The sequence below is a fragment of the Catonella massiliensis genome (assembly GCF_016651435.1).
In the GTDB taxonomy this organism is placed as follows: domain Bacteria; phylum Bacillota; class Clostridia; order Lachnospirales; family Lachnospiraceae; genus Catonella; species Catonella massiliensis.
On sequence record NZ_JAEPRJ010000001.1, the window covers coordinates 1,839,301 to 1,863,100 of the forward strand.

A 23,800-nucleotide genomic window follows, 5' to 3' on the forward strand; every position below is an offset into this window, starting at 1 on the left:
TTGCAGATAATATTGGATTTTCTTACATCCAATCATCATCTATTGCCTTGTTAACATTATCTGGCAGTTCCTGTCCACGCACTTTTTCTCCTGGAGAACTTACCGAAATAGAACGCATGCTTTTATTAACCCAGTCAAAGAACTTTGAGAAATCATAGCCCTCTAACGCAAGCACTCTCTTGCCATGTCCCAATTTGTTCAGAGGCTTAGTATCGGCTCCTTTTACGGCAAGCGACCAAAGGCGAAGTTTGTCCTGCTGATCAAGAGAGAGAATCTCCTCTGCAACATTATCTATTGAATCGTTCGGATAACCATCTGTAATCATGACAATCCAAGGGCAATAAGGCTGTGTGCCAGATAGACTATAAAATCTTCCTCTTTCAATAACCATATCAATTGCCGTCCTTAGACCGCCATTCATGTCTGTTCCGCCATAAGCTTTTAAAGACACCGGCTCCATGTATTCGATCGGGACAAATTCCTGCACCACATTCACAGTGGAATTAAATTCTACGATTGCCACATCAAGTACATCTCTTGTTGTCTTGTCTTCACAGACCTCAATCTTGAATCTGTTAAGCGCAGATTCGAGCTCATTAATTGGTTCACCTTGCATACTCCCTGATGTGTCAAGAAGGAACAAGCAAGCCATATGCGGCTCACTAGCCTTAACAATCTGGGGAGCAAAGTCGCCAAAACCTCTCTGAACCATTTCTTCCATTTTACTTTCCTCCTATAAGGTTTTTGATTTTGGTTTGATTTTACATTTTTATAAACAATGGCCATTGACCATAGTTTCCTAAATTACTGAGGTATAGGACAATTCTCCAGAATCCTTGTCAAGGATATAAACCTCATCATTATTCAGCCTTTGAATTTCTTCAGGCTTAACTATATTTTCACGTTTTATACTTATATTTTCTGTTTGTCCGGAACCGACCCCCCATCTCCCAAAATAATTTACATTTCTGGAAAACGAACTGCTCACTTCCTGCTTATCATATGAGCCTATGGCATCCGACAGTTTTTGGCAGCTATACGCCGAGGAATGCTTTGAAATAATCAGTTTAGAGCATTTTCCTGCAAACGCAAAGAAATCGCTATCTGACCCGCCAAATTCAGCAAACACATCATCGGAAGATACAATTGCACCATTGGCACTTCCTCCGCGTTTTATATAATTCATTAAAGCTTCACCAGCATTAATTTTTAAACTGTCGACAACAATAAGCATTTTGCTCCCTTGTGAAATAACTGCCTCTGTTTCATTCACAAGAAGGTTGATCAATAATGCATTTGCCCCTGACTGTATATCCACTGAAAAAATCTGCTGCCTGTTGGCTGCAGCTAAAAGGTTTACTGCATATGCTGCATTTGACTTCTTCGCTAAAACAGCACTTCCCTGAAGAGACAATTCATGAAAGAAATTTTCGATGTTTCCCCTCTCGACCTCACCCTGCATGATCTGAGAGATTACCATTCTGGCCTCATTTGAACTAATTCTCCCCTGGCTTTCAGCATCATTTACTCTATCGATAAACGTAAGGTGCGGACAGTTAATAAACATATAGCATCTCGGACTTTTATGATTGTACTTGATATAATCGCTCACTCCGTTGAGATAGTATCTCCCGACAGAATTGATCTTATTATTCTTCGGTGCCGAAGAAATAACAAGTCTGGCAATTTCCGCATTGGAAGCACCTACGAATGGATCATAAATCGGGTTGTTCCTGTTTGCCAAGCAAACATTATTAACTCCAAAATACCCGTTTAAACCTTGTTCCAGCTCTGAATTGCCACAATGCATCACAAGCACCATATAACCTTGAATACAGGCGCACTCTATAGCTCTTAGCATCTTGCGAACACGAATCGAATTTGCTCCGCCGGAAAAGAGCAGGCTTTCAACTGGAACCGTATCATCTATAAATGCCTCTATCTGACTGGGACGATACCGAATTATTCCTTGGTTCATTTCATTAGCTTCTTGAATTTTTCGAAGGGTTCTCCTGTTCATTCGATTATTCGCTCCCACTATATGCATTCCGGCTAATCCATTCAGATAATTCCTCATAGATTAAACCTTCCTGTACAAATCAAACTTATATTTGAAAGGCCTGTCAAATGGGAAACTGATAACAGCTTCGCCAATCTCCAATTCACTCATATTCCAATCTTCCACAACATGTGCTTCATGTCTTTCTTCATGAATTGAGTTCGACAGGGTTTTATATTGTTCCATTACTATATTTTTCCCATGCAGTCCTACAATATAGTCCCTTGTGTACTTGTCGTTAGCATGAAAAGCAAACACTGACGAAAATCCGGCAAGAATATTCTTTCCTTTATATTCACCATACGCTTCTGTCAGCTGATTAATGCTTTGGAGACCAGCTATTATTTTGACGCCAAGGCTCCGTCCGAAATTCACGCCGTCATCGATGTGTTGTAAATGTGGAATTAACCTAAACTCATCGCAGATCAGATAAACATCTCCTTGAGGTTTGTTCCTTCCAAGGGCTTCTTTCAATGCAAGGTCAAAAAGTAAGCTATATATTGCCGTCATTGTTTGCCCCAGAGAAATATCGTACTCAATAAATAGCGTCTTCCCTCCGGTCTTTCTGACGAAGTCCCGTATAGAAAACATTCCTTTATCATCGAAACAGGTAACAAGCAGTTTCCTGACTGTTCCAAGCATCTCGGCATAGACTCCAAGAGCCTGACCAGTTGTGCCGTCTCCTATGTAACTTAGCACCGATGCAAAATGAGGATGAGATTCAATCATGGCCTTTACATCAAATATTGTGGACTCGTCTAGGGCTCTTTTCAGTTCGGAGTTGAAGAGGCATTCTTTTCGGTATTCAATATTCTCCCGGCCTTCTTCAATCATGCATAGAAAGATTGCAGCGAGTAGATCTCTTGCAGCTTGAGGGAAAAACGGATCTTTACTCTTCTCAATAGCCTCCCGAAATATCGACCACGCTATCTCATGGGCATTTAATTCCGCGTTTCTTTGATCCCAACCATCAGAGACTATTTCCTTAAAGATATTCCATTTCTCACTTTTACCCTCGAATGAAGCTCCGCTGCCAATAACATAATCATTGCTTGTTCCAAAAAGATCATAGTAATCACCTTTTGTATCAAATACGATCATCACATCGTTAGGTGTCAGCTTCTTTTTTATCTGGTTAACAATGTGATAAAAAACATTTGATTTGCCACAACCCGTTCCTCCAATCAGCATTGTATGTTTACTCAAAGTGTCTTTGCTCATGCAAAGAGGAGTTGGCTTATTCTTAAAACTTCCAGGAATAAGCACAAAAGGATTGCCATCCGTCGCGACAGGGTTCTGGTCTACTGTTGAGCCATATAACGGATTCAATTTTACATCCACAGTCTCACCTCCTGTTACGCACCAACTCATGGCACATTATTTTACATTTATCATGTGCTTGGTATTGCATAATCAACAGCCGAAGTTGCTCCACAATTTCATTTATTCTCATTATTTTATCGTCATCATCAAATGCCTTAATTCCTGTATTATTCTTATGAGAAATCGTTTGTTCCGTTTCCTCGTATTCTTGTACATCTTCTTTATAAAGCAGTAAGGTTATGAGCAGATTAACCTGCTGTACCGTTGTAATCGTTTTCGAAGCTGCTATTGAATGGATTAGCCTGGATATATTGCTCCGAGCCAACGGACTTAACTCTGATTGACACTTTTCGTACTTCCTCAAAATTAATTGCCATTCGGCATCGCTGAGCCTGTAATCCATCATGGCTTCATCGTCTGAATTTACACCGTTACCGGTTTTCTGATCTGCCATTATCCTTGCCTTCTGTCAGCTTGTTCTGACTACCATTCTCTCCGTGATTAGTAAAAACTTTTTTATTTCCTTTATCCAGTAGATCATATATTTCCGATCTGAAAGCTTTTATTTTTCTTTTGCCTTCTTCCTGAGCTTCTGCTGATGTAGCACGCTTTATACTATTTCCTTTTTCCAAGTGCATTATCCTTCCATTTGTGCAACAGTTTAATCGTATGTCAATCCAAAAGCGACACGCCATCTTACCGAAACGTTCCCTTTTTTAAACAATTTCAAACATCCAAAGGTTCAACATCTTCAAGCTGTTCATTAAATCGAACAACCAAATCAATAGGAAATATCCGCAACTCTTTCAGCATTTCCGATGTTTCCTCAACACTATTGAAAAAGAATACTAAGGTCAGATATATCACCCAAGTCATTTTTCTGGTGCCAGTTTCTATTGCATAATAAGTCTGCCTGGAAACTCCTATCACATTTGCCAGTTCCTCCTGCGTAATTCCAATTCTTGCACGAAGCGAAGCAAGATTATCATAAAGAATGGACGTACTGGCCGTTTTGTAATCAGCGGATATAAACCATTTATCTCTTACCAAAATATATGTCTCCTTCTGCAGAGTATCATTATTTTAACCCATCTTTTTAATCACTACAGGACAGAGAACACAGTTTCTGTTCTCTGTCCTTCAGACACGCTGATTAAGAACAATAGCGATTATACTCACTGATTGCATCGGAAAGCGATGAAAACGGACCATATTGGGATCTGCCATCCATCACATAAACGTAAAATGTTACACCATCACCCTCAATCCAGCAATGTCCATACGAACTATGACCTTCTTTGTAAACCATGATTGTTCCTCCTTCATGATGTGGATTTTTCGTAGAGTGCATTACTCTACGAAGTGATGAATACATTATAGCAGATGACAAATAATTTGTCAATATGACAAAATGTTAATCATTTAAAATCTTTTTGAATGTAGTTTTTCAAATTAAATACAACATGGTGTTGCACCTACTTTGACAGATACCCCTGTTGCTTTTACTTTGAAAATAATGTTGCACTTACATTGAAAGGTTCCATTGCTTTTACTTTGAAAGTGATGTTGCATTTAGCCTGAAATACCTTTATATTCTTCATTTAGACCCTGGTTTTTATTCTTGCTGTGTGCTTTTATTCATAGGTAACTAAAATCATACTAACAAAAGGAGTTCCTATGAACAAGAAGAAACATCTTACTAATGCTGAACGCATCAAAATCGAAACCCTGCTCTCACAGGGCTTTTCAATCAGAAGTATTGCTGATTTCCTTGAGAAATCCCCTTCTACCATTTCAAGGGAGATAGGCAGGCATTCACTCATCAAACTCCCTAACACCTGTGACTGCAACGATTATACCGGATGTAATGTCAAACACATCTGCCAGTCTAAAGACTGTAATAAGAAATGCCGCTCATGCCATCTTGCTAAAAAATACTGTGAGCATTACAGCAAAAGAAGCTGTGAACACTGGAATGTTTCCAAGATAAAACTATGTAACGGCTGTACAAAAAGAGGGTACTGCCGCCTTGAAAAACATTTCTATGATGCTAAAAAAGCCCGGGCAGAATACTGTGATACCCTTATACAATCCCGCAACGGCTTTGCCTTACCCTCAAGGATATTACAAGGATAAACAGCATAATCTCCCCACGTATAAAAAAAGGACAGTCTCTTTACCATATAGCTAAAAACAATGAGGATGAGCTAAACATAAGCGAATCTACCTTAAGAAGGCTGGTTATGGCAGGCGAAATGGATGCCGGAATAATAGACCTGCCACAGGCTGTAAAACGGAGAAAACGAAAGGTTAGAATTGTACCAAAGCTAAAAAATCCCAAAAAAACAGGGCACCTGTATTCCGACTTTAAAAAATATTTTTCAGAAAACGACGTGCCTGTAGTACAGATGGATTGTGTTGTAGGCAAAAAAGAAGATTCAAGGGTACTGCTGACACTGCACTTTACTCAATTCCACATGCAGCTAATATTCAGGCTCAAGGAGCATACCTCAAAATGTGTTACAGACTTGTTTGACAGTTTAGAGAAAAAACTGGGAAAAGAGCTGTTTGCTATGTGCTTCCCTCTGATACTAACCGATAATGGGAATGAATTCTCAAATATAGATGGAATGGAAAAATCAATATACGGCGGAAAGCGCACAAACATCTTCTTTTGCGAACCGAACCGCTCTGATCAAAAAGGACAGTGCGAAAATAACCATAAGCTTATAAGGACTATCCTTCCGAAAGGGACGTCTTTTAGCAGACTTACCAACAAGGACACGCTATTGGTCACGAACCATATAAACAGCTATGTACGAAAGTCTTTGTTTGGTAAAAGTCCATTTGAAACAGCTATGAACGCACTGCCTGCGGAGTTCTTTACAAAACTAAAGCTTAAAAGGATAAACGAAAGTGATGTGAATTTAACTCCAAAACTATTAAAACACTAACCAGAGATAAAGTAAATACCCTTCAAAGTGAGTAGGGGTAGTCGGGAAACCTATTTTAACTCTTAAAAACCCCTTAGGTATTGCAAAACTACCTACCCCTTAATTTTGGCTTATTAAAGCCATTTCAGAGAGGTCTTTCAATTCCCAAAAAAGTTTGTTCATAATTTATTCACATTTAAAACAGCTTTTTTCGAGGAGGTATTGAAAAACGCCCTCTGAAAGTCCCTATTTACAAGACTTCCAGAAGCCTAGGGTTATATAACCTTATAAACTCGAAAGAGCTTGAAAACACAAAAACCTACTCCCTCCTATCTGACAGAAGTTGTCTATCAAAATAAGAGAGCGCAAGTTTAATATTTGTTATGTTGATTTAGTTTACTAGAAATTTATTACATCAGTGCCTATATAGTCAGGTATAGGAATTTCATCAGTTGTTTCTTCATCCGACTCATCATCAGTTCCATCATAATCCTCCATTTCATCAGGTTCTACATAGTCAGCTGCTGCGGCAGGGTACTTATCTCTATCCCAAACATGTATATGTTCTTCATCTCCCATGGTACTATCACCCTTAAGAAAGTAGTTCCAGTCTATAAAGACATCATTCGAATTGTTGTACTTGCCTCTTCCCCAAGTCACATCTATATGGTACCAGTTACCATCTACCTTCACCATATTCCAAGCGTGTCCAGCTGAGTTTTCTATAGCTGTCTTTCCAACAATATATATAACCTCCAATCTTGCTTCTTTTGCAAATCTATAGAATAGTCTTGAATAACCTGAACAAACTCCTGCCTGCTTAAACACAAGTGCAAAAGAGGTATGAACATCGTACTTACCCAATTTAGCATTTCTATTATTATCTCCTGTATAGTACCAGTCTTCTCCTTTGTCTCCATAGCTGTAGGCGTACTCCATTGTCATATACTCAAATATCTTCTTAACCTTCTCTGCATCAGTCATGCCAGTACTTAAGTTTTCTGCTACCCAGGCCTTTACGAATTTATCCAAGTTCTTTACATCTGATTTAGTAATATCATAATTATTTTTTACTGTCAAAGTCCAGTAAGTTCCATAGTTCATAGAGGTAGTAGTATATCCTTTTGAAACCATATCCATAAATTCGACTTCATCATACAGCTTATTAAACAACCTCCTTGAAGCTTCTACATTCATTATATCTGCCACCTTTTTACTTACACTTATAGAGAACGACCGTTTTAAATCCTTCGCATTCTTTACCATCCTGTCTATAAATTCTTTCTCAGTGCGTATTATCCCCGACTTAAACTTCTTGAACTTAGACTTGGTTGTCTTGTACTTAACAAACAAATCTATTCTGTCATAACCATATAAATTATACCAGCTCATTGAACACTCAATCCTTCCATATAGGTCTTTGTACTCAGTATTACTATGGAGAGTATTCCAAAAATCCATGTTATTCTTAAATAACTTCTTAGAAAAGCAAAATGTAATTTTCTTATCAAACTTAGCTAAACCTTTAGTTATCTTCTTACTAACAGCCTTTTTGCTCTTCAGTACCACCGTCTTCTTCTTATAAGTACGCTTAGCATATGCCTTGGTTCCTGCATTGACACACTCAACATTGCCACTTATTACTGCTACTAAAGCAAATGAGAAAAGCAGACTAAAGATAACTTTTTTTAGATTATTCTTCATACTCATACCTATTACCTTCCTTTCAGTTTAACTATAATTTCAGCCGTTGGCGGTACCCCGAACATCTTAAGCAGTCTTCGGTCGCTGTTACCGAACTCTACGCTCACGGTAACCAAGGGGGACTGATTCTAGTCCGTCACAAAGCCTATCACCCCCTTCTTCTTCACTTCAACAGCCTTAAACTCAAAATCATCAGCTATTAACTTACAGTTCTTCTCTTCCCCACTTTCCTCATCCGCATAGACTCTCATTGCATAATTTAATACTGCATCTTCAACCAGATTTCTACAGAATCGTCCATTTCCCATCTCAAGATTTCCTGCTGCCAAAGTGCAGAGAGAGTATAATTTTTCTTCTGCTGCCTCATCTACTTCAAATCCCCTCTTCCCTGCTTCCATTTTAACTATTTCCATCAATTCACTTTCTGAGTAATCATTAAAAGCAATGCTGAAAGGCACTCTGGAGCTAAGGCCTGGATTCCTGTCAAAAAATTTCTTCATTTCATCCGGATAGCCTGCAAAAATAACAATAGTATCCTCCCTGTTATTCTCCATCTCCTGTACAATGGTGTTGATTGCCTCATCGCCAAAACCCCCATTAAAGCATGAAACAAGGGAATATGCCTCATCTATAAACAAAACGCTTCCTGCTGCCCTGTTAAATACATCCTTAACCTTACCCGCTGTTTGTCCCTCATATGAAGCCACAAGGTCTGCACGTCCTACTTCTATCAAACCATTATTCCTGATCAAACCTAATTCATAAAATATACCTGCTATTATCCTTGCAACTGTTGTCTTGGCTGTGCCCGGATTCCCTGTAAATGTCATATTAAATACTGCAGAAATATTCCCATTCTCTGATAGCTCCTTCTTCATCTTTGCAAACGCTGCTATCTTCTTTACCTGAGCCTTAACCTCAGTCAAGCCTATCAGTTCATCAAGCTTTCCCATATAGTTTGTTTCACTTAAAATATTTACCTTGTAATCTTTTTTTAACTCTCTCAACTTATGTTTTATTTCTGCTATACATTTTACCCCTAAATTACGCATTTTGACAAAGTCGTCATCATTTAAATCTTTGAGCTCTCCATAGGTCTCTACTCCTTCACGCCTAAGAACATTGTATGCACGAACACTCAATTCCAGCTTTTCTAAAGGGGTGGATAATCCAATTGAGTCCCTTTCTTTCGTAGTTTTAACTTCTTCTTCAGCACACACAGTTCCATTTTCCCCTTCACCTTCATCTTGCTCATTATTTGCTTTTTGTTGCTCTTCTCTTATCAGGTGATAAATAAGCGCAGATAAAAACTCTTTCATAAGCTCATTGAAATTGTCCTTAGGCAGATAAGGCATTTCTTCAAGATTTTCATTTACTTCTCTTACTTCTACATATGGGAAAATAAGTTTTATCATGGCGCACATTCTCAAAGAAATATTCTTAGGCAGGCTTAGAAAAATCATCCCCTGTCTTTCCACAGTTTTACTACCAACTCCAACAATACGAACAACAGTCTCTGTTTCCCTCATAATATCAGTCAAATTCCTTATCAATGCAATTCTTGTATCATGAGGCATACCTTCGTGCATACTGAATTGAAACATCTCATCATCATATGTAGGGAGTATCTTCTCCTTTTCATCACTTACAATATAAAGTGCATATATCTTTCTTCCGCTCTGAAACAAATTAGAGTCCATATTCAAGCTTGTATTTCCTATATCTGCACACTGATTAAAAACCCAGTAAAAATCTTCAGCAGTGGTTCCGATATCACCACTAGAAAATGTGCTACCTTCAAATGAACCGAGGTTAAATTCCCAACCAATATATTCTCCAAGTGCAAGGATATTGGCTAAACCATTGAATTTTACACAGGTCTCATTAACGTAGGATGAGATATCATCCTGTTCAAGTAATTTGATAGATAAAGAAAATATATTGTTAAATCTTGTAAATATTGATTTTATATTATTATCCATAATCCACTCTCGCTTTCGTGTTTTGATTAACTGTTTCACAGATTGCTCCCACAATCTATACCCTATCACTACCTTGGCCCGCTCATATCATCGCCTGGCTTCCCCGGCATCAGTTTGGGTACATTTGCGTATTCAGTTGTCAAGGTACAGTAAGCAAAGCTTCCCTGTCACAAAAGTCCACGTCCTTCGGAGAGTTTTGTTCACGGGGCTTTTGAATGAATTTCCCGCAAACAAAAAAAAACGATACTTCACTAAAAAAATAACAGACTAACCCCTGGGGATTAATCTTCTTTTTTAATAAAATATCAGTTCATAAAATCAATATTCAGTTGTTATGAACCAATGATACCATCGATTCCGAAAAATGTCAATAGCAAAAAATTATTTTGTTTGTGTCTTGTTATTTTTGTAGTTTTTCAACTTAAATGCAACATGGTGTTGCACCTACTTTGACAGATACCCCTGTTGCATTTACATTGAAAAATATCGTTGCTTTTACTTTGAAAATAATGTTGCACTTACATTGAAAGGTGCCGTTGCTTTTACTTTGAAGGTGATGTTGCATTTAGCCTGAAATACCTTTGTATTCTTCATTTAGACCCTTGTTTTTATTCTTGGTGTGTGCTTTTATTCATAGGTAACTAAAATCATACTAACAAAAGGAGTTCCTATGAACAAGAAGAAACATCTTACTAATGCTGAACGCATCAAAATCGAAACCCTGCTCTCACAGGGCTTCTCAATCAGAAGTATTGCTGATTTCCTTGAGAAATCCCCTTCTACCATTTCAAGGGAGATAGGCATGCATTCACTCATCAAAATCCCTGACACCTGCGACTGCAACGATTATACCGGATGTAATGTCAAACACATCTGCGGTTCTAAAGACTGTAATAAGAAATGCCGCTAATGCCATCTTGCTAAAAAATACTGTGAGCATTACAGCAAAAGAAGCTGTGAACACTGGAATGGTTCCAAGGTAAAACTATGTAACGGCTGTACAAAAAGAGGATACTGCCGACTTGAAAAACATTTCTATGATGCTAAAAAAGCCAAGGCAGAATACTGTGATACCCTTATACAATCCCGCAACGGCTTTGACCTTACCCTCGAGGATATGACAAGGATAAACAGCATAATCTCCCCACGTATAAAAAAAGGGCAGTCTCTTTACCATATAGCTAAGAACAATGGGGATGAGCTAAACATAAGCGAATCTACCTTAAGAAGGCTGGTTATGGCAGGCGAAATGTATGCCGGAATAATAGACTGCACTTTACTCAATTCCACATGCAGCTAATATTCAGGCTCAAGGAGCATACCTCAAAATGTGTTACAGACTTGTTTGACAGTTTAGAGAAAAAACTGGGAAAAGAGCTGTTTGCTATGTGCTTCCCTCTGATACTAACCGATAATGGGAATGAATTCTCAAATATAGATGGCATTGAGAAATCCATATACGGCGGAAAGCGCACAAACATCTTCTTTTGCGAACCGAACCGCTCTGATCAAAAAGGACAGTGCGAAAATAACCATAAGCTTATAAGGACTATCCTTCCGAAAGGGACGTCTTTTAGCAGACTTACCAACAAGGACACGCTATTGGTCACGAACCATATAAACAGCTATGTACGAAAGTCTTTGTTTGGTAAAAGTCCATTTGAAATAGCTATGAACGCACTGCCGGCGGAGTTCTTTACAAAACTAAAGCTTAAAAGGATAAACGAAAGTGATATGAATTTAACTCCGAAACTATTAAAACACTAACCAGAGATAAAGTAAATACCCTTCGAAGTAAACGCAACACTAAAAACCGTTGCATTTAACCTGAAAGATACACTCTCAGGCTTGTTTGCTATACCCTTTTTTCTGTCAAAACAATAAAACCAGACCAAATCCGATTAAATTCAGTCTGATTTTATTGATATAATTTTATCATTTTATCTAGGAAAAGTGTTGCTTTTGCTATTTTTACAAAGTGTTGCACTTACCTTGGAAATCTAGCCTCCAAAAGAATCTATGCCATCTTTACTGCGTATTTTTCATACTTTTTCTCCGCTGCACTATTTGTAAGTTTAAATTCCTTGCAAAGCCTTTCAATAATCTGCTCCTTTTCCACTCCATAAGCAATACCGGAAGTTACTGTAGCAAGTAATGAAGCTTCTTTTTTCTCTTTCTCCAGTTTCCTCTCTGCCTTCTCCATTGCTTCTTTGACCGCTTCTTTCTGCATATCCTTAACAAATTCATCCCATTTTGAACTCATAACTTTTCCATCTCCCTTCTTTTTAAAATGTCGCACACTGTCTGCAAGTTCCTTATTGTACATATTCTCTACTTTCTTTTCTCTAAAGTCATGCATAAGTTTTCCAACTTCATCTTCTCCCTGATAAGCCCCGTTCACATAATATATATGTGAGCCATCATAAAAGTCTTTCTTTGTCTCCTTTACCATTCTATCAATGGTGTAGATTGGCAAATTTTCTCCAAAATAATCTTTTTCTGTAATAAAAATCACATAAGAATCTGCCAATTTCTTAAACTTCTGTCCTGATTTTAACATCCTTACATCTAACATACTGCTGTGAAACCTTGCTCTGCGTTCATCTGCACCGGCTGTACTTCTTTGTACCTCCACATTATAGTGTTTCCCTTCACTATCTTCTGCAAGAATATCAAGCTTTAGATTTCTTCCGCCTATCAAGGGATTGCTAAACTCTTTCTGTCCTGTTACTGATATTACTTTTATATCTTTTTTACCAAGAATAACTCTAAGTAACAGATTGGCAGCAGGTATATTATTATCAAATACCTGTGACATAAAAATATCATCAAACAGTGTCAGGTCAGCTAAAATTTCTTTTAGCCTCTCTACATTAATTACATTCTTGTGTTTGGGCTTCAAACCACACCTCCAATTTCAGATAATGATTTGTCCCAATAAATGCAGAATCAATATTAAACAAACTATAATTATTATACACTATTTGATGGGAATTTGGAAGATAGGTAAAATTGTAGGTCTGCACAACTGATTAAGCAATATTAAGCTTATCTATTTCCAGAGCATTTAATACGTCCACTTAAACTGTTTACATCTATTAAACATAAATCTAAAAATCAAATATCCCACAAGCAGCCAACTTCCGCATATTATAAGGAATATAACTGTATCCATAACCCATATACCATTTTTCAATATCACTGATGCATATTTTACCCCATATGATATTGGATTAGTATACACAAGGAAATCAGGTATTTTAACTATACTTCCTGATAAAAACAAAAATCCATAACTTATGATATTTACAAATGAAGCAACCTTGGTGAACATAAGCGTTACAGAAGCAAGTACATACGATAATCCCATGATTCCTATGCAAACAAGAATTACTATGTATAGATACTCCAGCCTGAATAAATTATCAATACCAAAAAATATCATTGCTACAACCATTGTTATGATGGCCTTTATCACATTTATACTAAACCACACTATAGTTTTGACTGTAACTATTTGTGCTATGGAATAAGGCTTTATCATAATATTCTGCAAAGTTCCAAGCTGCTTTTCGGTAGATATGCACATAGAAGCCTCTGATATAACACCGCTTGCAAGTATCCAGAGAATGTAACCAAATACCTTTTCTGTAGTATTTCCTTCTGTATTTATTACAATAATCAGTACAAAAAAATCCGTAATGAGCCCTACTATATAATCCGGATAATAGCTTATCGCCTCAGTAAGGGTCTTTCTAAATTCTGCTTTAATTAGATTCATCTAATGCCTCCATAACTTTTTCTTCCATATTTTTCTTTTTCTTAACTATCTCTACTATATCTTCATCTTGAAAGCTATCATAAACTTCCGAGAAATTTCCTTCAACGAATTCTTCTACTATCTTACCATCTTTAACATAAGATACTATATATCCTGAAACTTCCTCTTCTATTATGTCTGAAAACACTTTGACGCTTCCATCTTTTAGTATCAAAACTCTGCCATTAGCTTCTGTACTACTTCCATCTGATGTGTGGTAAGTATTACTGCCATTTTCTTTTCATTTACCAATTGGTTTAACTTATCTATAACGGCATTCTTACTCTTTATATCAAGCCCCAATGTTGGTTCGTCTAAGAGTAATAGCTTTGGTGACTGCATAAGAGCAATAATAAGAGCTAGCTTCTGCTGCATTCCCCTTGAATATTCTCCAACAGGCTTATTAATGGCTTCTCTTAATTCAAAATCATCTATGTATTTTTCTATCTCAGGGCTTTTACTATCTATTCTAGACAATCCTGCAAAATACTCTATGTTCTGCACTCCTGTTAAGTAATCATACACATTGGAGCTGGATTCAAGCAGGGCGCTTACATGATTGAAATATTCACTATTTTTACATTTATATATTTTCTTATCATCAAGCATTATCTCTCCTGAATCCGGTCGTATCATTTTTAATATACAATTTATAATAGTCGTCTTCCCCGCACCATTATTTCCTAAAAGGCAAACTATTTCTCCTGAATTCACTTCAAAGGATACATCTTTTAGAACAGACTTGTCCCTGAATGATTTTCGTAAATTAGTTATTTTTAGCATTTATTAACTCCTTTATTATTGGGATTTCATTATCGTAAAACAGCTGTTTATAACATTAAAACTGTTTCATATTGTAACATGTTCTCCAAAATAATAATAGACCACTAAGGTTTACAAAAAAAGTTAGAAAAATGTAAACCCTAATGGTCTATTTTATGAAGTTTTGATACCTTATTTAACTTTCTTTCTTTTGGCTTCTGACAGCATATATGCGCCAAGTGCAGAGAGTATGGATAAGCCTAACCAGAATTCTACATTTACTCTACCTCCGGTTACTGGGAGAGTCTTTGCAGCAATTGTGAATACTTTCCCATCCACAAGCAACTTACCATTCTTAAGTATTTTACCGTTCTTAAGTATGTTACTGTTCTTAAGTACTTTACCGCGGTAAATCAAGACACCTGCTTTATTACCGTAAAGCGGAACACCCTGTTCATCATATAACAGAATCTCAAAGCCCTGGTCTTGACCCACGCCAAATGCACGTGTTTTGTTTATTTCACTTCTTGAAGCAGCTCCATTTACAAAGTCTCTTGGTAGTCCTGTATTTGGATCAATTATTCCTGCTCCACCCTTTCCTGATGCACTTACAGATACATTTTCCTTTACAGACTGTGAAGCTAATCCGCCATTATTGCCAGATTCTGTATATGAACCGCCTCTTTTACCTGACTCAGGGGTAGAGCTTCCTTTTTTGCCTGAGTCATTTGAGGAAGAAGCTTTGTTACCAGATTCAGCAGAAGAATTGTCCTTTTTACCGGACTCTGTAGAATCTCCGTCTTTCTTATCAGATGCCTTTTCAGTGCTTTCTTTCTTACCGGATTCTTTACTAGATTCCTTACCGGAATCCTTGCCAGAGCTTTCTTTCTTATCGAAATCCTTGTTAGCTTCTTTACCAGATTCCTTTTTAGAGCTTTCTTTCTTAGCTGATTTGGAATCTGAGTTCTTCGTATCCTCCTCTTTGTCAGAAGCTTCATTCTTCTTTGTATCTTTCTGAGTGTCTTTTTTTTCTGTCTCTTTCTTTTCTGTCTCTTCTTTCTCTGCCTCGTCCTTATCAGTCACTTCTTCTTTTATTTCCTCAGTTATCTCATCTGTATTTTCTTTGTTCTCAGGACTTTCAGCTGTTTCATCAGGAGATACGTCCTTTTTGCCATCTGAACCGGAATCTATTGTGCCTTCCTTTGTACCATCAGCACCATTACCTGTCTCATTCGTCTTGCCAATATCTTTCTTACCGGTATCTGCCTTCCCTTCTTGAGACTTCTTATTCTCGTTCTTGTTTTCTGGAGTCTTACTCTCTGTAGGCTTCTTTTCCGACTTACTCTCTGTAGACTTCTTATTTTCAGGCTTTCTCTCCGTAGACTTCTTCTCTGACTTGCTCTCTGAAGACTTCTTATTTTCAGTCTTACTCTCCGTAGACTTCTTCTCTGAAGTCTTCTTAGTTTCAGGCTTGCTCTCCGTAGGCTTCTTTTCTGACTTACTCTCTGAAGTCTTCTTATTTTCAGGCTTGCTCTCTGTAGACTTCTTCTCTGACTTGCTCTCTGAAGTCTTCTTATTTTCAGCCTTGCTCTCCGTAGACTTCTTCTCTGACTTACTCTCTGAGGACTTTTTATTCTCGACTTTACTTTCTGAAGCCTTCTTTTTCTCAGTCTTACTTTCAGAGGTCTTCTTAGTTTCAGGCTTGCTGCTTGAAGATTTCTTATTTCCTGCCTTGCTTTCCGGCTTCTTCTCTGACTTTTTCTCTGATTTTTTCTCTTCCTTACTCTCTGACTCGCTCTTCTTGCCCTGTGAAGGCTTTTTCTCTGTGTTGTTATCAGCCACAGTCTTTTTTGCAGGCTTATCTTCTGCTTTCTCATCAGGTACAACCGGAGTATTCGCTACAGGCTTAATTATACTTGATATGGTGTTGTACCAAGTAGCAGTTATTTTAAGCGGTTTATCAGGCATAATGATGTCTTCGCTTACACCGTATTGTTTCCCATTGTCTACTTTCCAACCTGAGAAATAATAGTCTTTCTTCAAAGGTCTGATAGGGGTAGCCAGACTTCCTACCTCATAAGGAACGCTATACACTGCACTTCCGTTAGCACAGTCTACTGTAAGATAAGGTCTCCATCTAGCGATAAGCTTGGTGCCTGTTACCCTGTCAGGCATAATGAAGGTATCAGAAGGCTTACGGTTTACTGCATTACCCTGTGAGTCTAAGGTATCCCAACCACCAAACTCATAGCCAGGGCGCACATAGATGTTAGGTCTTACAGTCACACTTGTCCCACTGTCGTAATACTTAGGCTCTATAGTCTCAGCACCTTCATAATTAAGGTCATACATAAGTTTTCGTGAAGGGCCGCTTATAAGGCTGAAGCTAACTGTAGCAGGAGGTGCTTCTACTACTGTTGTAGTCTTAACAGGTTCGCCTGAGTATGCACTGCCTGCTTTTGACAAGGCAAGTTCAGCTGTATAATGAACATTTGCATTGACAACTGCTGTGTGAGTATTTACACTGGCATCCTCATCTCCAAGAACAAATGATATAGTTCCCTTATATAAGTTTTCATTTTCCTTTGTTATCCCCGTAACAGGTAAAACCTTTTTACCATCAATCGTTACAGTGGCCTCACCTTCAGGAATAGATGTCCAGTATTTACGCTGGTCATCTGCACGACGGAATGCCTTATCAGGCCTTATCACTATTTCCATAGTAATAGGCTTTCCTGGTTCAATTTCTCCCGAGGTATTACGTATGCTTGAGATAACTGAAGGCTTAAATCCATCTACACTATCATTAATCTTTCCATTACCTTGCCCGTTACCTCTTGTATATCCCCAAGCTATGAGATAACCTTCCTGCTCCATTTTCTGTAGTATCTCTTCAGGAACCTTCGCTTCTGTTCTGCCTAGCTTTGCAGGATCCCTTAACTCTGATATATGTGACATGTTGCCTTTTCCACCTGTACCAGCACCGGTGATAAGGTATCCCTTTTCGGGTTTACCAAAAAATATAAAGCATACTTTTTCGGAAGAATCTATAGTAGCACTAAGTTCTGCACCGTTTGTGACAGGCCCTTGGGATAATACCTCAAGTCCACCATCAGACTTCAGCCTTGTTATTACACTGTATACTTCCGCATGGTCCATATTGGATGTGGCTTTAATTGTTATATTACCAGCCAGTACAGTCTGCGAAAAACCACTGCTAACTAGGCTAACAACTAACATTGCAACAAGGACAAGACTTCCAAAGGTAAGCTTTACAGATTTCATAGTTTTTCTCCACTCTTTTAGTAAAATTAACAGGTTACGGAGTTATATTATATTAAAATGCTTCTTATATTGTTTTAGCATTTTAATTAGCTCTTTCATAATTCTGTACTGTATTTTGTTTATTGTGAAGTTTATAAGAATTCTTTACAAACAAAAACAGGACTTACACCTTATATCGGCATAAGTCCATTAAATTATAATACGTATAATATATTTTTTTTACCTTAAGCACACTTATTCTCTTAATCACTTAACAAGGCTAGACCAAGTATTCATAAAACACTTCATTCATAACATCTCACTTATACTTGTACCAAAAGCTTATTACTTTTCAGCATTTATATAGTTTATCAAACCACCCTGCTTTATTATCTTCTTTATAAAGTCCGGAAAAGCCTGACCTATAAAGCTCTCTCCTGTGGTAAGGTCTTTGATTATACCTGTGTCAAAGTCTATCTCCACCTCATCACCGTTATTGATAGCCTCTGCGGCCTCCGCACATTCAATGATTGGAAGACCTATATTTATCGCATTCCTGTAGAATATCCTTGCAAATGTCTTTGCTACCACACAGGCTATACCTGATGCCTTGATGGCTATAGGTGCATGTTCCCTGGAAGAGCCGCAGCCAAAGTTATCTCCTGCTACCATTATATCTCCCGGCTTCACCTTGTTTACAAAGTCTGCATCTATGTCTATCATACATTTTGCCGCAAGCTCGGCTGGGTCTGAGGTATTTAGGTATCTTGCCGGAATGATTACATCTGTATCTACGTCATTACCATATTTATGAACATATCCTCTTGCTTCCATAATCCCTCCTATAATCCCAGTTCTTCAGGCGAACTTATTTTACCTGTAATGGCACTTGCAGCAGCCACTGCAGGGCTTGCAAGGTAGACCTCACTTTCAGTATGTCCCATACGGCCTACAAAGTTTCTATTGGTTGTAGATACTGCGCGCTCACCTGCTGCAAGCACTCCCATATGTCCTCCAAGACATGGTCCGCAGGTAGGGGTACTTACGATACAGCCTGCCTGTACAAAGGTAGTAATCAGTCCCTCTTTAAGTGCCGTAAGGTAGACCTCTTGGGTAGCAGGGATGACAATTGCTCTTACCCCCGGTGCCACCTTTTTATCCTTCATTACCTCAGCAGCCACCCTTATATCTGATATCCTGCCGTTGGTACAAGAACCGATGACTACCTGGTCTATCTTAACTTCCCCAGTTTCACCTATAGTCCTTGTATTCTCAGGGAGGTGTGGAAATGCAATAGTAGGCTCAAGTTCAGCGAGATTTATTTCAATGACCTCATCATAGAGCGCATCCACATCAGCCTCATATACCTTGTATGGCTTTGTGGAATGCTCCTTTATATACTCTAGGGTAATCTCATCCACAGGGAAGATGCCATTCTTTGCACCCGCTTCTATCGCCATATTAGCTATGGTAAATCTATCGTCCATGGTCAGGTTCTTCACTCCGTCTCCGCTAAATTCCATAGATTTGTAAAGAGCACCGTCCACTCCTATCTTTCCTATAATGTGAAGTATGACATCCTTCCCGCTAACCCACTTCTTCATCTTACCTGTAAGCACGAACTTTATGGCTGAAGGCACCTTAAACCAGGCTTTGCCTGTAACCATGCCTGCCGCCATATCAGTACTTCCGACACCTGTGGAGAAGGCTCCCAAAGCCCCGTAAGTACAGGTATGTGAGTCTGCACCTATAATGCAGTCTCCCGCTGTAACCACTCCCTGTTCAGGAAGAAGGGCATGCTCTATGCCCATACAGCCTACTTCAAAGTAGTTGGTTATATCATGGCTTATGGCATAATCACGCATACATTTGCAGTTTTCTGCCGATTTTATATCCTTATTAGGAGTAAAATGATCCGGAACGAGGGCTATCTTATCCTTGTCAAATACCTTATTATCCTTAAATTTTGACAATTCTTTGATGGCAACAGGTGCAGTTACATCATTGCCAAGCACCATGTCAAGCCCTACTTCTATGAGTTCTCCTGCCTGCACCTTAGGAAGTCCTGCATGGTCAGCGAGAATCTTCTGAGTCATTGTCATTCCCATAATATACCCCTTTCTGGTTATAAGTATTCTTGTATTATAGCAAGACATATAGTATAATAAAAATACATAATAAACATAATTGCTATGAAATGTGGTTATGCAATGATATAAGCATCAAAAAGGAGACAGCTATGGAAAATAACATGGAGCAGAATCTATCACTTTATCATATATTTAATACAGTTGCAGAGGCGGGGAATATCTCCCACGCAGCGAAAGAGCTCTACATAAGCCAGCCTGCTATAAGCAAGGCTGTTACAAGGCTTGAGCAAAACTTAGAGACAAAGCTCTTTGTAAGAAGCTCAAGGGGAGTTACCCTTACTGACTCAGGCAAAATGCTGTACGAGCAGACAAATGCTGCCTTTAAGCACCTAAAACAGGCAGAGGATACGATTAAGAAAAACAAAAAGCTGGGTACGGGAAGCCTTAAAATAGGTGTTTCCACTACCCTTTGTAAGTATGTACTCATGCCTTATCTTGAGAAGTTTATCAAGTTACACCCTCATGTCAAAATATCAATAAGCTGCCAATCTACCTATCAGACACTTAACCTCATACAGAATCACAAGGTGGATATAGGGCTTGTCGGCGAAAGCGGGAGGCTTGAAAACCTTGTATTTGCACCTATAGGGATGGTTGAAGATGGCTTTGTAGCCACTCACGATTATCTAAAGAATCTCAAAAAAAGGCATCCTGAGGCTGCCTCCAATCCATTTGAATACGCTAATCTTATGCTACTTGACCAGCACAATGTATCCAGGCGTTACATAGATGAGTATATAAGGGGCAATGAGCTATCTACCGGACAGATGCTTACAGGGCATATCCTAGAAGTCAGCAGTATGGACCTTCTCATAGAATTTGCCAAAATAGGTCTTGGAATAGCCTGCGTAATAACAGACTTTGTAAAGAAGGAGCTTAAAGAAGGCAGTTTAACCACCATACCTCTTTCTCTCCCAATACAAAAAAGAGAGATAGGATTTACCTATCTCAGAGAATATACGGCTAATGACGCCCTTGAAGCCTTTATTAGTTTTTGCAGAAAGATTAGTACTCCTTAACCTTTCTTGGCTGCTTGTACTTCATACTTTTAATCATTCTTTCGGAGGGCTCAAAGATTATCTTATAGAGCTCTCCATTTTTACTTACTATCATTGAATATGTACTTACATTGCTATCATACGAGCTAAAATCCTTGACCTTTATTCTGTCATTGTGGTTATATGCCTTTATAGAATCCGAATTGGTGGGAGCTATAACCTCAGCATTTTCAATATCCACCCTCATCAAGGTCTTTCTCCTTGCATTACCGCTGATTCTGTCAAAATCAATCTGTCCATCCGCATATATGTATTCATATTCAATCTTAAGCCTTGAAAATATAAACACCGTGATTGCTATAGCCACAATAGGGGTTATTATAAGTGCAGGATTGATTAAAACTAAAATAAAGCTACATACCACTCCGGCTATCAAGCCCGCCCTTATAGCTTTATTTTTGCCTGTGTCGAGGCACTTAATGCCCTCTTCCAAATACTGATCGTTCATACTTCCTTCTCCTATTCAATATAATTAAGTTTACCAAGTGCTCATATTATACCACATTGTTTATGGCTTGCAAATAGGCTGTTATTAGTTTTGTTTTGCTGGTTCTTGACTTTTTACGACTATCATAATACAATTGTATTACATATAAAAAAAGGAGAATAAATATGTCTACAATTAGTTTGAGAGTTCCAGAAAAAGAATTGAACATCTTTAAATCCTATGCAAAACATAACAATACCACATTGTCCGAAATTATTAGAATTACAATGCTTGAAAAAATTGAGGACGAGTACGATTTGAAAGTGTTTGAAGAGTATGAAGCTAAAAAGCAAGCAGGAAGATTAAAAACAAGACCAATAAACGAGCTTTGGAAAGAGCTTGACTTATGATTTATCAGATTGTTACAACCGATAAATTCGATAAATCATTCAAAAAACTGGATAAACAAACACAAAAGATAATTAAGGCTTGGATTGAGAAAAACCTTATGGGATGCGAGAATCCTCGCCTGCACGGAAAAGGACTTACAGCGAATAAAAGCGGACAATGGAGATACCGAGTAGGAGATTATCGCATTTTGGCAGATATTCGAGATAATGAATTGATTCTAGTACTTGTTGAAGTCGGTCATAGAAGTCGTATTTATTAAGAATGGAAACACAATCAATGGGGGCATAAAGTATAGTATTAGACTAATATTTGAAAGGTTAGATTATGAGTATATTAAATGTAGAACATTTGACACATGGATTTGGCGACAGAGCGATATTTAACGATGTATCCTTCCGCCTTTTGGCAGGAGAACACATAGGACTTGTTGGTGCCAACGGCGAAGGTAAGTCTACCTTTATGAATATAATTACAGGCAAGCAGATGCCTGACGAGGGTAAGATTGAATGGGCTAAAAACTGCCATGTAGGCTATATGGACCAGCACGCTGTTCTCACCAAGGGAATGACGATAAGAAGCGTCTTAAAGTCTGCCTTTGACTATCTTTTTGACCTTGAAAAAAGGCTAAACGCTGCCTATCTTGAAATGGGTGAAGCCGATGAAGACAGCCTTAATAAACTAATGGAAGAAACCGGCACCATTCAGGACTTACTTACCATGCACGACTTCTATATGATAGACTCAAAAGTGGAGGAAGTGGCTGCAGCTCTTGGACTTAGCGATATAGGACTTGACAATGATGTGACAGAGCTTTCAGGAGGCCAGCGTACCAAGGTTCTTCTTGCTAAGCTCCTACTTGAAAAGCCTGATATTCTTCTTCTTGATGAGCCTACCAACTACCTCGACAGGGAGCATATAGCCTGGCTTACCAGATATTTACAGGAATATGAAAATGCTTTCATCCTGATAAGCCATGATATTCCTTTCTTAAACAGCGTAATCAACATCATCTACCACATGAACAACCAGGAATTAAAGCGTTATGTTGGTGACTACAACAACTTCCTTGAAGTCTATGAGATGCAGAAAGCTCAACAGGAAGCTGCCTACAATAAACAGCAGAAGGAAATCGCCGACCTTAAAGACTTTGTGGCAAGAAATAAGGCGAGGGTATCCACCAGAAACATGGCTATGTCAAGGCAGAAAAAGCTTGATAAGATGGATATAATAGAGCTTGCCGGGGAGAAACCAAAGCCTGTATTTAACTTCCTTGAAGCAGGTATCAGCGGCAAGGTTATTCTTGAAGCAAAAGACCTTGTGATAGGCTATGACAGCCCTCTAAGTAAGCCTATGAACCTCTATATGGAGAGAGGTCAGAAGGTCGTTATTGAAGGTGCTAACGGAATAGGAAAGACCACCCTGCTTAAGAGCATTATGGGACTAATTCCGCCTCTTTCGGGAGAGGTAAGGCTTGGTGATTCACAGGAGCTTGGGTATTTTGAGCAGGAAATGAGTGGAAACGGCAATAACACCTGTATCAATGAAATCTGGGAAGAGTTCCCGGGCTTTAGCCAGTACGAAGTTAGAAGTGCCTTAAGTAAATGCGGCCTTACCACCAAACACATAGAAAGTATGGTTAAGGTATTAAGCGGTGGAGAACAGGCTAAGGTAAGGCTTTGCAAGCTGATTAACAGAAAAAGCAATATCCTCGTACTTGACGAGCCTACCAACCACCTGGATGTAGATGCCAAGGATGAACTAAAAAGAGCTCTCATAGCCTATAAGGGAAGTATAATAATGGTTTGCCACGAGCCTGAATTCTATGAAGGGCTTGCAAGTGATGTATGGGATTTGTCCCAGTGGACAACCAAATTGCTGTAATATAATCTTATAAAAAACAGCCGCCT

24 protein-coding genes are annotated in these 23,800 nt (G+C 38.5%); 8 read left to right on the forward strand and 16 right to left on the reverse strand.

Annotated features, from left to right (window positions below; genetic code table 11):
- Positions 1-22: 22 nt before the first annotated feature.
- From JJN12_RS08355 to JJN12_RS08380, 6 genes are all read right to left on the reverse strand, one after another.
- A complete protein-coding gene (locus tag JJN12_RS08355; RefSeq protein ID WP_208429251.1) occupies positions 23-721 on the reverse strand; it encodes a vWA domain-containing protein in 699 nt (232 codons plus the stop codon).
- 78 nt (positions 722-799) lie between these two features.
- Complete coding sequence (locus JJN12_RS08360; protein ID WP_208429252.1) at positions 800-2,077, reverse strand: hypothetical protein; 1,278 nt, start codon at positions 2,075-2,077, stop codon at positions 800-802.
- A gap of 3 nt (positions 2,078-2,080) precedes the next feature.
- Positions 2,081-3,400, reverse strand: coding sequence for a type IV secretory system conjugative DNA transfer family protein (locus JJN12_RS08365; protein WP_208429253.1), 1,320 nt, complete (start codon positions 3,398-3,400; stop codon positions 2,081-2,083).
- A gap of 4 nt (positions 3,401-3,404) precedes the next feature.
- Positions 3,405-3,836, reverse strand: coding sequence for a hypothetical protein (locus tag JJN12_RS08370; RefSeq protein WP_208429254.1), 432 nt, complete (start codon positions 3,834-3,836; stop codon positions 3,405-3,407).
- On the reverse strand, positions 3,814-4,014 hold the full coding sequence (locus tag JJN12_RS08375; RefSeq protein WP_208429255.1) for a hypothetical protein: 201 nt from the start codon (positions 4,012-4,014) through the stop codon (positions 3,814-3,816). Before JJN12_RS08375 ends, JJN12_RS08370 begins: the two co-directional genes overlap by 23 nt.
- A 94-nt stretch (positions 4,015-4,108) precedes the next feature.
- Positions 4,109-4,432, reverse strand: a complete 324-nt coding sequence (locus tag JJN12_RS08380) for a helix-turn-helix transcriptional regulator (protein WP_208429256.1) — start codon at positions 4,430-4,432, stop codon at positions 4,109-4,111.
- A 627-nt stretch (positions 4,433-5,059) separates the two neighbouring features.
- Between JJN12_RS08380 and JJN12_RS08385 the strand changes: the two genes are divergently transcribed.
- Together JJN12_RS08385 and JJN12_RS08390 are read left to right on the forward strand one after the other, a co-directional pair.
- Complete coding sequence (locus JJN12_RS08385) at positions 5,060-5,518, forward strand: helix-turn-helix domain-containing protein (protein ID WP_208429257.1); 459 nt, start codon at positions 5,060-5,062, stop codon at positions 5,516-5,518.
- A gap of 8 nt (positions 5,519-5,526) precedes the next feature.
- Positions 5,527-6,336 (forward strand): IS30 family transposase, encoded by an 810-nt coding sequence (locus JJN12_RS08390; protein WP_328706816.1) that lies wholly within the window; start codon positions 5,527-5,529, stop codon positions 6,334-6,336.
- 378 nt (positions 6,337-6,714) lie between these two features.
- Here the strand turns inward: JJN12_RS08390 and JJN12_RS08395 are convergent, their stop codons facing one another.
- Positions 6,715-8,025, reverse strand: a complete 1,311-nt coding sequence (locus tag JJN12_RS08395; protein WP_208429258.1) for a transglutaminase domain-containing protein — start codon at positions 8,023-8,025, stop codon at positions 6,715-6,717.
- A gap of 122 nt (positions 8,026-8,147) precedes the next feature.
- Complete coding sequence (locus JJN12_RS08400; protein ID WP_208429259.1) at positions 8,148-10,001, reverse strand: DNA-directed RNA polymerase subunit alpha C-terminal domain-containing protein; 1,854 nt, start codon at positions 9,999-10,001, stop codon at positions 8,148-8,150.
- A 670-nt stretch (positions 10,002-10,671) separates the two neighbouring features.
- Between JJN12_RS08400 and JJN12_RS08405 the strand changes: the two genes are divergently transcribed.
- Complete coding sequence (locus JJN12_RS08405; protein ID WP_208429260.1) at positions 10,672-10,911, forward strand: helix-turn-helix domain-containing protein; 240 nt, start codon at positions 10,672-10,674, stop codon at positions 10,909-10,911.
- 431 nt (positions 10,912-11,342) lie between these two features.
- A complete protein-coding gene (locus JJN12_RS08410) occupies positions 11,343-11,768 on the forward strand; it encodes a hypothetical protein (protein WP_208429261.1) in 426 nt (141 codons plus the stop codon).
- A 250-nt stretch (positions 11,769-12,018) separates the two neighbouring features.
- Here JJN12_RS08410 and JJN12_RS08415 read toward each other — a convergent pair whose 3' ends face one another.
- From JJN12_RS08415 to leuC, 7 genes are all read right to left on the reverse strand, one after another.
- On the reverse strand, positions 12,019-12,903 hold the full coding sequence (locus tag JJN12_RS08415) for a PD-(D/E)XK nuclease family transposase (protein WP_208429262.1): 885 nt from the start codon (positions 12,901-12,903) through the stop codon (positions 12,019-12,021).
- Between the two features lie 165 nt (positions 12,904-13,068).
- On the reverse strand, positions 13,069-13,782 hold the full coding sequence (locus JJN12_RS08420) for an ABC transporter permease (protein ID WP_208429263.1): 714 nt from the start codon (positions 13,780-13,782) through the stop codon (positions 13,069-13,071).
- Positions 13,769-13,969 carry a hypothetical protein gene (locus JJN12_RS14195; protein ID WP_236013740.1) on the reverse strand — a complete coding sequence of 67 codons (201 nt, stop codon included), beginning with the start codon at positions 13,967-13,969 and terminating at the stop codon, positions 13,769-13,771. The genes JJN12_RS08420 and JJN12_RS14195 overlap by 14 nt, the downstream gene beginning before the upstream one ends.
- A gap of 23 nt (positions 13,970-13,992) precedes the next feature.
- Complete coding sequence (locus JJN12_RS08425; protein WP_236013742.1) at positions 13,993-14,604, reverse strand: ABC transporter ATP-binding protein; 612 nt, start codon at positions 14,602-14,604, stop codon at positions 13,993-13,995.
- Positions 14,605-14,775: 171 nt separating this feature from the next.
- Positions 14,776-17,868 carry an InlB B-repeat-containing protein gene (locus JJN12_RS08430; RefSeq protein ID WP_208429264.1) on the reverse strand — a complete coding sequence of 1,031 codons (3,093 nt, stop codon included), beginning with the start codon at positions 17,866-17,868 and terminating at the stop codon, positions 14,776-14,778.
- A 324-nt stretch (positions 17,869-18,192) separates the two neighbouring features.
- Entirely contained in the window at positions 18,193-18,681 is a 489-nt protein-coding gene (gene leuD / locus JJN12_RS08435; protein ID WP_208429265.1) for a 3-isopropylmalate dehydratase small subunit, read from the reverse strand.
- 8 nt (positions 18,682-18,689) lie between these two features.
- A complete protein-coding gene (leuC, locus tag JJN12_RS08440) occupies positions 18,690-19,955 on the reverse strand; it encodes a 3-isopropylmalate dehydratase large subunit (protein ID WP_208429266.1) in 1,266 nt (421 codons plus the stop codon).
- 131 nt (positions 19,956-20,086) lie between these two features.
- Between leuC and JJN12_RS08445 the strand changes: the two genes are divergently transcribed.
- On the forward strand, positions 20,087-21,016 hold the full coding sequence (locus JJN12_RS08445) for a LysR family transcriptional regulator (protein ID WP_236013744.1): 930 nt from the start codon (positions 20,087-20,089) through the stop codon (positions 21,014-21,016).
- Here the strand turns inward: JJN12_RS08445 and JJN12_RS08450 are convergent.
- Entirely contained in the window at positions 21,003-21,503 is a 501-nt protein-coding gene (locus JJN12_RS08450; RefSeq protein ID WP_208429267.1) for a DUF6106 family protein, read from the reverse strand. The genes JJN12_RS08445 and JJN12_RS08450 overlap by 14 nt on opposite strands.
- Positions 21,504-21,667: 164 nt before the next feature.
- Between JJN12_RS08450 and relB the strand changes: the two genes are divergently transcribed.
- The 3 genes from relB (at position 21,668) to JJN12_RS08465 (ending at position 23,774) form a co-directional block, all read left to right on the forward strand.
- Complete coding sequence (gene relB / locus JJN12_RS08455) at positions 21,668-21,892, forward strand: type II toxin-antitoxin system RelB family antitoxin (RefSeq protein ID WP_208429268.1); 225 nt, start codon at positions 21,668-21,670, stop codon at positions 21,890-21,892.
- Positions 21,889-22,152, forward strand: coding sequence for a type II toxin-antitoxin system RelE family toxin (locus JJN12_RS08460; protein WP_208429269.1), 264 nt, complete (start codon positions 21,889-21,891; stop codon positions 22,150-22,152). Before relB ends, JJN12_RS08460 begins: the two co-directional genes overlap by 4 nt.
- A gap of 65 nt (positions 22,153-22,217) precedes the next feature.
- Positions 22,218-23,774: an ABC-F family ATP-binding cassette domain-containing protein gene (locus JJN12_RS08465; protein ID WP_208429270.1), complete on the forward strand. Its 1,557-nt coding sequence runs from the start codon at positions 22,218-22,220 to the stop codon at positions 23,772-23,774.
- The last annotated feature ends 26 nt before the right edge of the window (positions 23,775-23,800 follow it).

Bases quoted from the DNA above. Each gene is read 5' to 3' on its own strand.
- JJN12_RS08355 (WP_208429251.1), bottom strand. From the start codon at position 721: ATGGAAGAAATGGTTCAGAGAGGTTTTGGCGACTTTGCTCCCCAGATT.
- JJN12_RS08360 (WP_208429252.1), bottom strand. From the start codon at position 2,077: ATGAGGAATTATCTGAATGGATTAGCCGGAATGCATATAGTGGGAGCG.
- JJN12_RS08370 (WP_208429254.1), bottom strand. From the start codon at position 3,836: ATGGCAGATCAGAAAACCGGTAACGGTGTAAATTCAGACGATGAAGCC.
- JJN12_RS08385 (WP_208429257.1), top strand. From the start codon at position 5,060: ATGAACAAGAAGAAACATCTTACTAATGCTGAACGCATCAAAATCGAA.
- JJN12_RS08395 (WP_208429258.1), bottom strand. From the start codon at position 8,025: ATGAGTATGAAGAATAATCTAAAAAAAGTTATCTTTAGTCTGCTTTTC.
- JJN12_RS08400 (WP_208429259.1), bottom strand. From the start codon at position 10,001: ATGGATAATAATATAAAATCAATATTTACAAGATTTAACAATATATTT.
- JJN12_RS08405 (WP_208429260.1), top strand. From the start codon at position 10,672: ATGAACAAGAAGAAACATCTTACTAATGCTGAACGCATCAAAATCGAA.
- JJN12_RS08420 (WP_208429263.1), bottom strand. From the start codon at position 13,782: ATGAATCTAATTAAAGCAGAATTTAGAAAGACCCTTACTGAGGCGATA.
- JJN12_RS08425 (WP_236013742.1), bottom strand. From the start codon at position 14,604: ATGCTAAAAATAACTAATTTACGAAAATCATTCAGGGACAAGTCTGTT.
- JJN12_RS08430 (WP_208429264.1), bottom strand. From the start codon at position 17,868: ATGAAATCTGTAAAGCTTACCTTTGGAAGTCTTGTCCTTGTTGCAATG.
- leuD (WP_208429265.1), bottom strand. From the start codon at position 18,681: ATGGAAGCAAGAGGATATGTTCATAAATATGGTAATGACGTAGATACA.
- leuC (WP_208429266.1), bottom strand. From the start codon at position 19,955: ATGGGAATGACAATGACTCAGAAGATTCTCGCTGACCATGCAGGACTT.
- JJN12_RS08445 (WP_236013744.1), top strand. From the start codon at position 20,087: ATGGAAAATAACATGGAGCAGAATCTATCACTTTATCATATATTTAAT.
- JJN12_RS08450 (WP_208429267.1), bottom strand. From the start codon at position 21,503: ATGAACGATCAGTATTTGGAAGAGGGCATTAAGTGCCTCGACACAGGC.
- relB (WP_208429268.1), top strand. From the start codon at position 21,668: ATGTCTACAATTAGTTTGAGAGTTCCAGAAAAAGAATTGAACATCTTT.
- JJN12_RS08460 (WP_208429269.1), top strand. From the start codon at position 21,889: ATGATTTATCAGATTGTTACAACCGATAAATTCGATAAATCATTCAAA.
- JJN12_RS08465 (WP_208429270.1), top strand. From the start codon at position 22,218: ATGAGTATATTAAATGTAGAACATTTGACACATGGATTTGGCGACAGA.